General features: G+C 72.8%; 14 protein-coding genes. 10 read left to right on the top strand and 4 right to left on the bottom strand.

Features of this window, described 5'->3' with window-relative positions; genetic code table 11:
* Positions 1 to 99 precede the first annotated feature (99 nt).
* The 3 genes from MTR79_RS05485 to MTR79_RS05495 all read left to right on the top strand — a co-directional run bounded on the left by MTR79_RS05485 (position 100) and on the right by MTR79_RS05495 (position 1,130).
* Positions 100 to 468, top strand: a complete 369-nt coding sequence (locus tag MTR79_RS05485) for a WhiB family transcriptional regulator (protein WP_006134966.1) — start codon at positions 100 to 102, stop codon at positions 466 to 468.
* Positions 465 to 788, top strand: coding sequence for a hypothetical protein (locus MTR79_RS05490; RefSeq protein ID WP_048455724.1), 324 nt, complete (start codon positions 465 to 467; stop codon positions 786 to 788). Before MTR79_RS05485 ends, MTR79_RS05490 begins: the two co-directional genes overlap by 4 nt.
* Positions 789 to 923: 135 nt before the next feature.
* Positions 924 to 1,130 carry a hypothetical protein gene (locus MTR79_RS05495; protein ID WP_244789416.1) on the top strand — a complete coding sequence of 69 codons (207 nt, stop codon included), beginning with the start codon at positions 924 to 926 and terminating at the stop codon, positions 1,128 to 1,130.
* A gap of 45 nt (positions 1,131 to 1,175) precedes the next feature.
* On the opposite strand, the gene MTR79_RS05500 is transcribed toward MTR79_RS05495, so the two are convergent.
* Positions 1,176 to 2,543, bottom strand: coding sequence for an AarF/ABC1/UbiB kinase family protein (locus tag MTR79_RS05500; RefSeq protein ID WP_048455722.1), 1,368 nt, complete (start codon positions 2,541 to 2,543; stop codon positions 1,176 to 1,178).
* Positions 2,536 to 3,783: a ThiF family adenylyltransferase gene (locus tag MTR79_RS05505; RefSeq protein WP_244789418.1), complete on the bottom strand. Its 1,248-nt coding sequence runs from the start codon at positions 3,781 to 3,783 to the stop codon at positions 2,536 to 2,538. Before MTR79_RS05505 ends, MTR79_RS05500 begins: the two co-directional genes overlap by 8 nt.
* A gap of 250 nt (positions 3,784 to 4,033) precedes the next feature.
* Here MTR79_RS05505 and MTR79_RS05510 point away from each other — a divergent pair, with 250 nt between their 5' ends.
* The 4 genes from MTR79_RS05510 to MTR79_RS05525 all read left to right on the top strand — a co-directional run bounded on the left by MTR79_RS05510 (position 4,034) and on the right by MTR79_RS05525 (position 8,019).
* Entirely contained in the window at positions 4,034 to 4,630 is a 597-nt protein-coding gene (locus tag MTR79_RS05510) for a M48 family metallopeptidase (protein WP_033272092.1), read from the top strand.
* 161 nt (positions 4,631 to 4,791) lie between these two features.
* Positions 4,792 to 6,555, top strand: a complete 1,764-nt coding sequence (locus MTR79_RS05515; protein WP_244789420.1) for a TerD family protein — start codon at positions 4,792 to 4,794, stop codon at positions 6,553 to 6,555.
* Between the two features lie 11 nt (positions 6,556 to 6,566).
* The gene (locus MTR79_RS05520) at positions 6,567 to 7,247 is read left to right on the top strand and encodes an AIM24 family protein (RefSeq protein WP_048455718.1); all 681 of its coding nucleotides are present in this window, start codon (positions 6,567 to 6,569) and stop codon (positions 7,245 to 7,247) included.
* Between the two features lie 16 nt (positions 7,248 to 7,263).
* Positions 7,264 to 8,019: an AIM24 family protein gene (locus tag MTR79_RS05525; RefSeq protein ID WP_244789422.1), complete on the top strand. Its 756-nt coding sequence runs from the start codon at positions 7,264 to 7,266 to the stop codon at positions 8,017 to 8,019.
* 59 nt (positions 8,020 to 8,078) lie between these two features.
* Here MTR79_RS05525 and MTR79_RS05530 read toward each other — a convergent pair whose 3' ends face one another.
* Both MTR79_RS05530 and MTR79_RS05535 read right to left on the bottom strand, forming a co-directional pair.
* The gene (locus MTR79_RS05530) at positions 8,079 to 8,606 is read right to left on the bottom strand and encodes an NUDIX hydrolase (RefSeq protein ID WP_189364246.1); all 528 of its coding nucleotides are present in this window, start codon (positions 8,604 to 8,606) and stop codon (positions 8,079 to 8,081) included.
* Positions 8,603 to 10,078 (bottom strand): zinc-dependent metalloprotease, encoded by a 1,476-nt coding sequence (locus tag MTR79_RS05535; protein WP_244789425.1) that lies wholly within the window; start codon positions 10,076 to 10,078, stop codon positions 8,603 to 8,605. The genes MTR79_RS05530 and MTR79_RS05535 overlap by 4 nt, the downstream gene beginning before the upstream one ends.
* 192 nt (positions 10,079 to 10,270) lie before the next feature.
* Between MTR79_RS05535 and MTR79_RS05540 the strand changes: the two genes are divergently transcribed.
* The 3 genes from MTR79_RS05540 to MTR79_RS05550 all read left to right on the top strand — a co-directional run bounded on the left by MTR79_RS05540 (position 10,271) and on the right by MTR79_RS05550 (position 12,259).
* Positions 10,271 to 11,383 (top strand): SDR family oxidoreductase, encoded by a 1,113-nt coding sequence (locus tag MTR79_RS05540; protein ID WP_086701708.1) that lies wholly within the window; start codon positions 10,271 to 10,273, stop codon positions 11,381 to 11,383.
* A 115-nt stretch (positions 11,384 to 11,498) separates the two neighbouring features.
* Entirely contained in the window at positions 11,499 to 11,957 is a 459-nt protein-coding gene (locus MTR79_RS05545; RefSeq protein WP_048455713.1) for a molybdenum cofactor biosynthesis protein MoaE, read from the top strand.
* 137 nt (positions 11,958 to 12,094) lie between these two features.
* Positions 12,095 to 12,259, top strand: a complete 165-nt coding sequence (locus MTR79_RS05550; protein ID WP_189364244.1) for a hypothetical protein — start codon at positions 12,095 to 12,097, stop codon at positions 12,257 to 12,259.
* Positions 12,260 to 12,261: the final 2 nt, after the last annotated feature.

Below are 12,261 nucleotides of genomic sequence, written 5' to 3' on the forward strand. Positions count from 1 at the left end.
GGGGAGACAGGACAAGGCGCCTCGGGACAAGAAAAGAACCCGGTACCAGCCGCACACCCGGCCGACCGGCCGGAAACGACCAGACGAGGAAGACCCGACGTGCAACTCGAAGCGCACGCCCCGTCCGTACCGCCTTCCGACACGATCCCCAAGCCCGGCTCCACGGAGGACCCGACCTTGACTCCGCTCACCGCGCTCACCGCGCTCGACGACGCCATCGAGAACCTCGGCGTACCCGTCCCGTGCCGCTCCTACGACCCGGAGGTCTTCTTCGCCGAGTCGCCCGCGGACGTCGAGTACGCCAAGTCCCTCTGCCGTACCTGCCCGCTGGTCGAGGCCTGCCTCGCCGGCGCCAAGGAGCGGCGTGAGCCCTGGGGCGTCTGGGGTGGCGAGCTGTTCGTCCAGGGCGTTGTCGTCGCCCGGAAGCGGCCGCGTGGCCGCCCGCGCAAGAACCCGGTCTCGGCATGAACACCCCCGGAACGATCGACCGCCCCCTCACGCACGACCCCCAGAAGCAGGCCCCGATGACGCCGTCCACCCACGAGCCCGCAGGCTCCGCGACCGAAGACTTCACCACCAGCGGTGCGAACGACTCGCGCCAGAACAGGACCCGAGAGATGCAACTCATCCCAGAAGCCCTGGCTCGTGCGCATATGCACGACCGACTGCGGGAGGCGCAGCGGGAGAGGCAGGCCAGCGGCCTGCTGACCGCGCGCCGGATGCAGCGCCGGGCCGAGCGCGCCTCGCGGCGCGCCCGCCGGGCGCTCGCCATGGCGGTCATGCAGTAGGGCACGCCGCCCGAAGCGACGGTCTCCCCAGCCGGAGGCCCTGATCTTCCCCGCGGGGGCCGGTCCGTGCGAACGGACCGGCCCCCGCGGTGCGTTGAGGAAGCGCCGCGCTCGGCACAGCGTTATCGTCACCGCGTGACCAGTCCTCACGACGGCGACGACGAGGGCTCCGCCACGGAGTCCAAGCCGCTTGCCTGCGCCCGCTGCGATGTCCGAGCCGACGGTCCGCCGCCGACCTGGACCCTCTCTGTGGAGAACGGCGTCCGGCTGCACTACTGCGAGCGCTGCTCCCGGGAGAACCTGCGCGCGATCGAGGGGCGCCTCGACTCGCAGTGGTGGTGAACGCCCCGGCTCCGCCGGGACTCGGGCACGCCGGCCCGGGCGCGCTCAGGCCTGAGCCGCTTCCTCCTCCTCGCCCGGCTCCCCGGGGACGAACTCCGGCAGCCAGTCCTCCAGTTCGTCCCGCAGCCGCACCGTCGCCCCGAGCTGGCACAGCACACCGATGGTGCTCAGCGTGACCCGGTGAATCAGCAGATAGGCCGGCGGCAGGTTGAGCTGCTTGGCCAACTGGTGGGCGGGGGAGCGGACGTCCGCTATCCGTGCCGCCTGACGGCGCATCCAGCCTCGGGTGAAGGTGAACGCCTCGACCCGCGCCGGCTCGATGATCGGTTCCAGGTAGTCGAGGACCGCGTCGGGGTCCAGCTCGACGGATTCCTTGACGAAGCCCTCCGCGCAGAGCATCTCGTAGACGGCCTCCGCCTCGCCGTCCAGCGTCATCCGCAGCGCCTCGCCGATGGGGGCGGGCAGCCCGCCCGGGAGCCGGTCGACCGTGCCGAAGTCCAGGACGCCCAGGCGCCAGTCGTCCTCGCCGCCCGGGCCTCCGGGCAGCAGACGGAAATTGCCCGGGTGCGGGTCGGCGTGCAGCAGACCCGTGCGGGCGGGGCCGGAGAAGAGGAAACGGGCCAGGAGCTGTCCGGCCCGGTCGCGCTGCTCCTCGGTGCCGTCCGCGATGACCTCCGACAGCGGGGTGCCGTCGATCCATTCGGTGACCAGCACCTGGTCGCACTGGTGCACCACGTCCGGCACGACCACGTCCGGGTCGCCGGCGAACTCCTCCGCGTGCGCCCGCTGCGCCTGCGCCTCCAGGCCGTAGTCCAGTTCCTCGGAGACCCGGTCCTTGAGCTCCGTGATGAGCGGCTTGACGTCCATGCCGGGTACCAGCGGCCCCAGCAGCCGGGCGAAACGGCTCAGCTGGTTGAGGTCGGACAGCAGGGCCTCACCGGCGCCCGGGTACTGCACCTTGACCGCGACCTCACGGCCGTCGTGCCACACCGCCCGGTGCACCTGGCCGATGGAGGCCGCCGCGGCCGGCTTGTCGTCGAACGTCCGGAACAGCTCCTGCCAGTCCTCGCCCAGCCGCTCCGCCAGCACCCCGTGGACCGTGCGGGTCGGCATCGGCGGGGCGGCCTCCTGAAGCTTGGTCAGGGCGGCTCGGTAGGGTCCTGCGACCTCCTCGGGCAGGGCCGACTCGAAGACGGACAGGGCCTGGCCGAACTTCATGGCGCCGCCCTTGAGCTCGCCCAGCACCTTGAACAGCTGGTCGGCGGTGCGCTGCTGGAGCTCCCGGCCGACCAGCTCCGCGGACTCGCCCACGATCCGCTTGCCGAGTCCCCAGGTGGCCCGCCCGGCGAAGCCGAGCGGGAGCGCGGCCAGCTTGGCGGTGCGGGTGACCGCCTTGCGGGGAAGATCAGACATGCGCCCTCCAGGTCCCTGCCGGCCGCTCCGCGTCCGCCTGACGGCGTGACTCCTTCGACGGCCCGTGCCCGGCCATTGTCTCGTGCGACCCCCCGTCGGCGGAGGTGTGTTCTCCCTTACCTTTCTCCGGGCCCCCGTCACCCGCGCCCGGGCCGGTGCCCGCGGCTCCGCAGGGGCAGCGGCGGTGCGGCACGAGCGGCCGGGGCTGCCAGTGCAGCTGAGGCAGGGACACCTCCCAGCGGGCGCCCGCGCTGGACGGCACCCGCCCGTCGAGGAAGGCCAGCGCGTGCGTGGCGGCCAGTCCCGCGACCGTCGCGGCGAGCGCGAGATCACAGGCGCCCACCCTGCGCTGCCGGCCCGAGCGCCACTGGGCCACCAGCCGCGGCCACGCCGGGTCCCGGTCGATCCGGTCCTCCTGGAGACAGCCCGCGCACGCCGACTCGCCGGGCAGGACGAGTGGACCCACCACACCGGTGCCCTCCACCACCCCGGCGTGGAGATGCGGAGTGCCCGACACCAGAAGCGGTTCGGCCGACACCGGATCCGGCGCGTGCACGGCGACGTCGTCCCGCGGGGCGAGCACCACCAGGGAGCGGCCGGTGACGTCACCGGCCAGGGGCGAGCGGACCGAACCGCGCGGAGAGCGGTCCGGCGCGCACCGGCGTACGACGCGGCGGGCCGCCTCCTCCCTGCGCTCGCCGACCGCGTCGGCCGGCAGCCCGCCCGGCGCCACGTCCCACGGCTCCACCCGGCCGACGTCCCGCACCTCGACCTCGCCGACGCCGGCTCCCGACAGCAGCGCCGCCACCGTCGCGCCCACCCGGCCCACGCCTCTGACCTGCACTCGCATACTCCGCCGCGCCGCCAGCACGCGCAGCGGGTCACCCGGCCCGGCGGTGGTCAGGCCGAGCGACGCCCAGTCCGGGCGGAGCCTGTCCAGCGCCTCGGGTCTCCCGCGCAGGGCGTCGGCGGCCGGCCCTCCGCCCCGGGAGTCGTCCAGCAGCCCCGCCCGTGACAGCCGCCGCACCAGCCGGTCGACATGACCGTCGGGCAGTTCCATGCGCCGGCCCTCCTCGCGCAGCAGCTCCAGGCCTCGCGTGCCGTCGAGCATCTCCAGCAGGCTGCCCGTGGCCGTGTCCACCGGGCCCAGGGTGAGCGCCTGGGCCGGCGTCATCCCGAACTGCACGGTGTTGCGGTCGCGCCAGCCGCGCCTGAGAGCGGGCTTGAGCATCGGATGCATGACTGACCCCCGTCTGTCCTGACACGCGCCTGATCCATCGGCGACCAGGCGTGACACTGCTCACCGGCCGTCCCGGACCCGTCGCGGGTCCCGGCCGGCGCTGCCAGCATGCCCGGGTCCGCCGGGGGGACGTCGAGAGTTGTCCACAGGTGCCCGAATTTGTCGTACAAATCCGGCGCTCGGTGACGGGATCGCCGGAGAAGCGTCCCGGAGCCGGGACTTCCCCCGGTCCAGCGGGTACGGTCGGGACGTGCCCGCCGACCCACTGCACCGCGCCGGAACGTCTCAGCGCAGCGCGAAGAGCCAGCCGACGGACGGCTCACGGGCGAGCGCGATCGAGGTCCGCAGGAGTGCCCGCCGACGCCGGACGGTCTCCGCGTACCGCGAGGGCGATCGCACCGTCGTGCTCATCCCCGCCCGCATGTCCGAGGCGGAGGAGCAGCGCTGGGTGCGCGTCATGCTCGACAAGCTCGCCGCCCAGGAGAGCAGACGGACCCTCGGGGACGCCGAGCTGGCCGAGCGCGCGCGGCGCCTGTCGGAGCAGTACTTCGACGGGCGGGCCCGCCCCCGCTCGGTGCGCTGGGTGACCAACCAGAACACGCGCTGGGGTTCCTGCACCCCCTCCGACGGGAGCATCCGGCTGTCCCACCGGCTCCAGGGCATGCCGGAGTACGTCGTCGACTACGTGCTCTGCCACGAGCTGGCGCACCTTCTGGTGCCGGGGCACGGACCCCGGTTCTGGCGGCTCCTCGAGGCGTACCCGCGGACCGAACGGGCCCGCGGCTACCTCGAGGGCGTGGTCGCGGCCGAGCGCCTGCCGCACGTCCCAGGCGCCCGGGACGAGTGACACCGCCCCGCACCGGCACCCCCGGACGCCTCCCGGTGCGGACGCGGAGCGAGGGCTCCTGCGCGTTGTGTACCGGGTCTGTACCGACTTCTTCCGCTGTCGGGGATTGCCGTTAGCCTGGCGCGACGCACTCACATTCGGGATGGGGGACGGTCGTACGTATGGCCAGGGAATTCCAACGCGGCCACAAGGCCAGGATCAGTGACCTCACCGCGGGCACGGACCTGTACGTCGGGGTACAGATCGCCGGCCCGGGGCTCAGCTTCGACATCAGCTGCTTCGGACTCGACGCCGACGAACGGCTCTCCGACGACCGGTACTTCATCTTCTACAACCAGCCGAAGTCCCCCGAGGAGTCCATCCAGCTGCTGGGCGCCCAGGCGGGCGACACGGAGTCCTTCCGCGTGACGCTGGACCGGATCCCGCAGCAGATCAAGAAGCTCTCCTTCACGGCGACCATCGACGGCGCCGGGCAGATGTCGCAGATCGGTCCCGGGTACATCCGTATCGTCGCCGGCGGCGAGGAAGTGGCGCGGTACCCGTTCAACGGCTCGGAGTTCACCACCGAGCGGGCCGTGATGCTCGGCGACTTCTACTTCAAGGACGTGTGGCGGTTCGCCGCCGTCGGACAGGGCTTCGACGGCGGTCTCGACGCGCTCCTGCGGAACTTCGGCGGCGAGGTGGCCGAGGACGAGCCCGCGGCGTCCGAGCCGCAGCAGGCCCCGCAGCCGCAGGCCCCGCAGGCCGCACCCGGTTTCGCCCCGCCCGCGCAGGCCGCCGCGCCGCCCGCGTTCGGCGCCCCCGGAGGCAGCGCGCCGATCCCCGGTCCGGCGCCCGCGCCGCAGCCCGCCCAGGGCTTCGCGCCCCCGCCGGCCCCCGCCCCCGCCGCGCCGCCGGTGCACTCCGCACCGACCATCGTGGCGCCCATGCAGACCCCGCCCGGAGGCTCGCCGGTGCCGCCCCCGGCCCCGGCTCCCGCTCCTCACGGCGGCCAGACGCCCCCGCCGCCCCCGGGGTACGGACAGCCGCCCGCCCCGCCGCAGGCCCCTGCCCCGCCGCCGGGCTACGGCCTGCCCCCGGCCGCGCCGCAGGCCCCCGCGCCTCCGCCCGGCTACGGCATGCCGCCCGCCGCCCCGCAGGCGCCCGCCCCGCCGCCCGGCTACGGACAGCAGCCCCCGCCCGGACAGATGCCGCCGGGCCAGATGCCCCATCAGCAGGCCCCCTACGGCGCACCCCAGGGCATGCCTCAGGGCGCACCGCAGGCGCCCGGCGTGCTCGGCGCGCTCCAGCAGTTCAAGGAGACGCCCACCGGACAGCGCTGGACCCAGCAGAACAAGAAACTGGTCCGCGCCGACCTGGGCATCGGCGGCACGCCCGTGCTGGCCCGCCAGGGCAGCATGGTGCTCTACCAGGGCAAGGTCGACTTCAGCTACAAGGGCGCCGGCTTCACCGGCCGCATCGTCGGCAACGCCACCGGCCAGGAGATGCAGCTGATGCGCTGCACCGGCCAGGGGCAGGTGTTCTTCGCCGAGAACTCCACGATGCTGCACCCGATCGAGCTCCAGGGTGACGCCGTGTGCGTCTCCGCGGAGAACGTCCTCGCCTTCGACGAGGGCCTCCAGTACGAGGTCCGCCGTATCGAGGGGCACGGCATCCCCGGCGGCGCGCTGTTCACGATGCAGTTCCAGGGCACCGGCACGATCGTCGTGAAGACGCACGGCATCCCCGTGGTGCTGCCGGTCACGCCCACCACGTTCGCCGACGCCAACGCCGTCGTGGCCTGGTCGGCCGCCGCCCAGGTGGTCGTCTCCAGCCAGGTGCGGATGCGCCGCAACTCCTACCCGGGCGCCACGGGCGAGAGCGTGAACCTGCAGTTCCGGGGAGCGCCCGGCAACTTCATCGTCGTCCAGCCGTACGAGATCTGAGGGAGCCCGTCATGAACCAGCCACTCGCGGGCTACGCCCCCGCACCCGTCACCGCCCGCATGGAGAACCACGGCAACCACATGCTGAAGGTCGCCATGCAGACCGGGCACGACCTCTTCGCGCGCGTCGGCTCGATGGTCGCCTACGAGGGCTTCGTCCAGTACGAGCCCAACCCGTCCGCCGTCCGCCAGATCGCCAAGGACTGGCTCACCGGGGAGGGGGCGCCTCTGATGAAGTGCTCCGGCGACGGCCTGCTCTACCTGGCCGACTACGGCGCCAACGTCGTCGTGATCAACCTCAACGGCGAGGGCATCTCCGTCAACGCCACCAACCTGCTCGCCTTCGACGCGCACCTCACCTGGGGCGTGGAGCGGGTCAAGGGCCTGGCGAAGTTCGCCGGGCAGGGCCTGTGGAACACCAAGATCTCCGGCCAGGGCTGGGTCGCGCTGACCTCGCGCGGCAAGCCCATCGTCGTCGACTGCGGAGGCGGCGAGGACGAGACGTACGTCGACCCGGACGCGCTGGTCGCCTGGTCCCCGAACCTCAAGGTGAAGGGCAAGCGCAGCTTCCGCGCCCAGTCGCTGATCGGCCGCGGCAGCGGCGAGGCCTACCAGATGGCCTTCTCCGGTCAGGGCATCGTCGTCGTCCAGCCCAGTGAGGACAGCACCGACCGCCTCCGGGTCCGGGGCTGAGGGGGAACAGCACACCATGCAGAGTCCGCTTTTCGCGCACAACGAGCAGCAGACCCAGGACCGCTGGAGCCTGCAGAACGGGCAGATGCTCCGGGTCGCCCTCGAAGCGACCGACGACATCCTCGCCCGCAAGGGCGCCATGGTCGCCTACCAGGGTCTCGTCGAGTTCGACGCCGAGTACCAGAGCAACCAGCAGTCCCGCGCGCGGGCGCACACCGGCGAGGGCCTGGACCTGATGCGCTGCCACGGGCAGGGCACCGTCTACCTCGCCAACCTCGCCCAGCGCATCCACATCATGGACGTCGAGCAGGACGGCCTGACGGTCGACAGCAGCTACGTCCTGGCGATGGACTCCTCGCTGCACCACGAGGTCATCGCCGTCGACAGCCTCTACGGCATTTCCGGCTCGGGGAAGTACCAGCTCAACATCACCGGCCGGGGCAAGGTCGCGCTGATGACCTCGGGCATGCCGCTGCTGCTCCAGGTGACGCCGGACAAGTACGTCAACTGCGACGCGGACGCCATCGTCGCCTGGTCCACGTCACTGCGGGTGCAGATGCAGGCCCAGACGCACTCCTCCGGGGTGTGGCGGCGCCGCGGCAACACCGGCGAGGGCTGGGAGCTCAGTTTCATGGGCAACGGGTTCGCGTTGGTCCAGCCGAGTGAACTGCTGCCTCCGCAGAACGCCCAGATCGGCGGCGGCCTCGCCGCGCAGTACGGCATGGGCCAGCAGGGCGCCCGCGGGCAGAACCAGGGCAACGTCTGGAGCTGACCCCCCCCGCACGCACGCAGGGGCCGTACCCACGGAAGGGCGCGGCCCCTTCGCCCGTCTCAGATGTCGAGCCTCGTGCGCGTGGCGTCGAGCAGCCGTACGACCGAGTCGTCCGCCACCTCCGGCACCTCGTCGTACGGGAACCAGCGCACGTCCAGGGACTCGTCGCTGACCGCGTGCACGGCGTCCGGCGTGGCCAGGGCCGCGTACTGCACGTCGAAGTGGCAGTGGCAGGGCGGCGGGACGGGGTGCCGGTCCAGCCGCACGGGACCGCCCGGGAGCAGCGTCAGATCCGCGACGCCGGACTCCTCGGTCGCCTCCCGCAGCGCCGCCGCCGCGAGGGTGGCGTCACCGGGCTCGCAGTGGCCGCCCATCTGGAGCCACATCCGCAGCTTCCGGTGCAGGGTCAGCAGCACCCTGCCGCGCTCGGGGTCGACCACCAGCGCGCTCGCCGTGAGATGCCCGGCCCCGCATGCCTTCCACAGGCCGTCCGGATGCGCGGCCAGATGCTCCAGGTACGCGTCCCTCAGATCGGTCTGGCCCTCGTACGCCTTGAGGACCAGCACCGCGTCGTCGTGGAGGCTCACTCGGTGCTGTCGCCCTTGCCTTCGTCGTCCTTGCCGTCCTTGTCCGCGGCGTCCGCGTCCTTGGCCTCCCCGGCGTCCTTCTTGCGCAGGTCGGGCTTGTCGGCGGCCTCGCCGAGCATCTTGTCCAACTCGGAGAAGTCGATCTGCTCCCGGTGCACAAAACCGTCCGGGTCGTCCAGGTCGGTCGCCGTCGGCAGCATGTCCGGGTGCGCCCACAGCGCGTCCCGGCCGTCCACCCCGCGCGCGTCGGTGAGCGAGGCCCACAGGCGAGAGGCGTCGCGCAGCCGGCGCGGACGCAGCTCCAGGCCGATCAGCGTGGCGAACGTCTGCTCGGCAGGACCGCCCGAGGCACGGCGGCGGCGCAGCGTCTCCCGCAGCGCGTCCGCCGACGACAGCCGCGGCTTGGCCGCCGCGTGCACGACCGCGTCCACCCAGCCCTCGACGAGTGCCAGGGCCGTCTCCAGACGGGCCAGGGCCGCCTTCTGCTCGGGCGTGTCCTCCGGCTGGAACATGCCCTGCTGGAGCGCCTCCTGCAGCTGCTCCGGGTTCTGCGGGTCGAACTGGCCGACCACGTCCTCCAGCTTGCCGGTGTCGACCTTGATGCCGCGGGCGTAGCCGTCGACCGCGCCGAACAGGTGCGACCGCAGCCACGGGACGTGCGCGAAGAGGCGCTGGTGGGCGGCCTCGCGCAGGGCGAGGTACAGCCGCACCTCCTCCTGTGGGACGCCCAGGTCCTTGCCGAAGGTCTCGATGTTCAGCGGCAGCAGCGCGGCCTTGCCGGCCGGACCCAGCGGCAGGCCGATGTCGGACGAGCCGACGACCTCGCCGGCGAGCACGCCGACGGCCTGGCCGATCTGCGTGCCGAACATGGCGCCGCCCATGGAGCGCATCATGCCGATCAGCGGGCCGGCCATGGCCTGCATCTCCTCCGGCAGGACGTCGCCCATGGCGTTCCCGACGCGCTCGGCGACCGGGTCGACCAGCTCCCGCCACGCCGGCAGGGTCGCCTCGACCCACTCCGCGCGACTCCAGGCCAGCGCGGAGTTCGCACCGGACGGCAGGGAGGTGGCGTCATCCAGCCACAGGTCGGCCAGCCGGACGGCGTCCTCCACGGCCCTGCGCTCGGCGGGGCCGACGCTGGCGTCCTTGGAGCCCTGCGCGGTGCCCTGGGCGACCGTCTGGCGGGCGATCTGCTTGGCCATGTCCCAGTTCACCGGCCCGCCCTCGTAGGAGAGCATCTGGCCGAGCTGCTGGAACGCGGCGCCCAGATCGCCCGGGTTCATCGACCCGAACATCGCGGCGAACGGATTGTCCGCGCCGGAGCCGCCAAAGCCGCCCGCCCCGGGCGTGCCGAAGCCGAACGGGTTGGCCGGGCCCTGACCACCGCCGCCCTGCGGGTCCTTCTTCTTGCCTTCGTCGCCGTCGTCCGGCTCCTCCGGCGGAAGGCCGAATCCGAATGGGGTGTCACTCACGGGTTTCCTCGGCTTGTAGGGCCACCGGTTCTTTCCGGCGGCACGGCTGCCCGACAACACCACCCAGCGTAGACACCTGAGACGGTTCGGGCCTCGGTGCTTCGCCGACAGGAGGCCTGCGGCAGGATGGATGCCACCTGGTACGTACGCGTCGCTTGCGCTCGTACTGAAGACAACCGCTGGAGACGCCCGGTGAGTTCCCCAGATCCGCAGGTTCGCGCAGCGCGAAACAAGTCAACCAGTCCTCAGCCCCGCGGGCCCGTCGTGGCGGTCACCGGTGCCGCCTCCGGCGTCGGGGCCCTGCTCACCGAGCGGCTCGCCGCGTCGGAGGAGGTCAAGCAGGTCGTCGCCATCGACGAGCGGCGCGGCGAGTGCGCCGAGGCCGAGTGGCACATCCTGGACGTCCGCGACCCCGCGATCGCGGACCGGCTGCGCGGGGCCGACGTAGTCGTCCACCTGGCCCTCGACCTGGACCTGGAGACCGACGCGGCCGCCCGTACGGCCTACAACGTGCGCGGCACGCAGACCGTGCTCACCGCGGCCGCCGCCGCCGGAGTGCACCGGGTCGTGCTGTGCACCTCGACCATGGTCTACGGGGCGCTGCCCGACAACGAGCTGCCGCTGTCCGAGGACGCGGAGCTGCGCGCCACTGCCGAGGCCACGGGCGTCGGCGACCTCCTGGAGATCGAGCGGCTGGCCCGCAGGGCGCCCCGCGCGCACCCCGGGCTCAACGTCACCGTGGTGCGGCCCGCCGTGCTGGTCGGCGGCACCGACACCGCGCTGACCAGGTACTTCGAGTCGCCACGGCTGCTGGTGGTGGCCGGTTCCCGGCCGGCCTGGCAGTTCTGCCACGTCGACGACCTGTGCAGCGCCCTGGAGTACGCCGTGCTGGAGAAGGTCGACGGCGAGCTGGCCGTGGGCTGCGACGGCTGGCTGGAACAGGAGGAGGTCGAGGAGCTCAGCGGCATCCGGCGGATGGAGCTGCCGTCGGCGGTGGCGCTCGGCGCGGCGGCCCGGCTGCACCGCATCGGGCTCACCCCGTCCCCGGCCGGAGACCTGGCGTACACGATGTACCCGTGGGTGGTCAGCGGCAGCAGGCTGCACGACGCCGGGTGGCGTCCCGCGTACACCAACGAGGAGGTGCTCGCGCAGCTGCTCGACGAGGTGTCCGGACGGCACACGGTCGCGGGCCGCCGGCTGGGCCGCAAGGACGCGACTGCCGCTGGCGCGGCGGGCGCGACGGTCGCGCTGCTCGGGGCGGCGGCGGTGGTGCGCCGGGCACGGAAGGTGCGCCGCCGGATCTGACCGCGGCCCGGCCCCCGCGGAGGCGTCTCCTTGGAGAACCCTCCGAAGCACCACGCGCGCGTCATGGGCGATCCGGCTGTTCCGCACTGTCGGCGGGGTGGGGCACGATGGAGGCATGGCACCCGTGACGGACCACCCCGGTGAGCAGCCCGCCCAGGACCCGATCAAGCTGATCGCGATCCGTGACACCGCGCTGTCGGTGGACGAGATCCTGCGCGCGGTCGGCGACGACGCGGCCGGCGGCACGGCGCTCTTCGTGGGGACCGTGCGCAACCACGACGGCGGCGCCGACGTGGACGAGCTGGGCTACTCCTGCCATCCGAGCGCCCAGGAGGAGATGCGGCGGATCGCGGAGAAGGTCGCCGCGGACTTCCCCGTGCGGGCCCTGGCCGCGGCCCACCGGGTGGGGGATCTGCGGGTCGGGGACCTCGCCGTGGTCGCCGCCGTGTCGTGCGCCCACCGGGGCGAGGCGTTCGAGGCCTGCCGCCGGCTCGTCGACGACATCAAGCACGGCGTGCCCATCTGGAAGCACCAGCGCTTCTCCGACGGCACGGAGGAATGGGTCGGCGTCTAGCACGCCTTCCCTTCCCGCGCAGCACGCCTTTGCCGTGCGGTTGCGTAACCGCACCCCTGAGGTGAGCGTTGTCACTGCGGATGGTTAATCTGCTGATCAGTCAGTGTTGCGGACGCTCATGGGGATGGGAGGCCGGCATGGCGGCGCTTGCCTGGTTGCTGATTCCGCTGGTGGCCGCGGTCGGAGCGGGACTGTGGGGCAGTTGGGCCAACCGGACCCGCAAGGTGCGCAGCGACGGTCCCGAACTCATCGGTTACGCCCGTTTCCGTGAGGCGATGGAGAAGGAGCGGACGAGCGGCTGAGC

It is taken from the genome of Streptomyces sp. BJ20, from assembly GCF_022869105.1.
GTDB classification, from domain to species: domain Bacteria; phylum Actinomycetota; class Actinomycetes; order Streptomycetales; family Streptomycetaceae; genus Streptomyces; species Streptomyces griseoincarnatus.

Coding starts and splice junctions, on each gene's coding strand:
- MTR79_RS05490 (WP_048455724.1), top strand. CDS start 465: ATGAACACCCCCGGAACGATCGACCGCCCCCTCACGCACGACCCCCAG.
- MTR79_RS05545 (WP_048455713.1), top strand. CDS start 11,499: ATGGCACCCGTGACGGACCACCCCGGTGAGCAGCCCGCCCAGGACCCG.
- MTR79_RS05505 (WP_244789418.1), bottom strand. CDS start 3,783: ATGCATCCGATGCTCAAGCCCGCTCTCAGGCGCGGCTGGCGCGACCGC.
- MTR79_RS05525 (WP_244789422.1), top strand. CDS start 7,264: ATGCAGAGTCCGCTTTTCGCGCACAACGAGCAGCAGACCCAGGACCGC.
- MTR79_RS05500 (WP_048455722.1), bottom strand. CDS start 2,543: ATGTCTGATCTTCCCCGCAAGGCGGTCACCCGCACCGCCAAGCTGGCC.
- MTR79_RS05550 (WP_189364244.1), top strand. CDS start 12,095: ATGGCGGCGCTTGCCTGGTTGCTGATTCCGCTGGTGGCCGCGGTCGGA.
- MTR79_RS05515 (WP_244789420.1), top strand. CDS start 4,792: ATGGCCAGGGAATTCCAACGCGGCCACAAGGCCAGGATCAGTGACCTC.
- MTR79_RS05520 (WP_048455718.1), top strand. CDS start 6,567: ATGAACCAGCCACTCGCGGGCTACGCCCCCGCACCCGTCACCGCCCGC.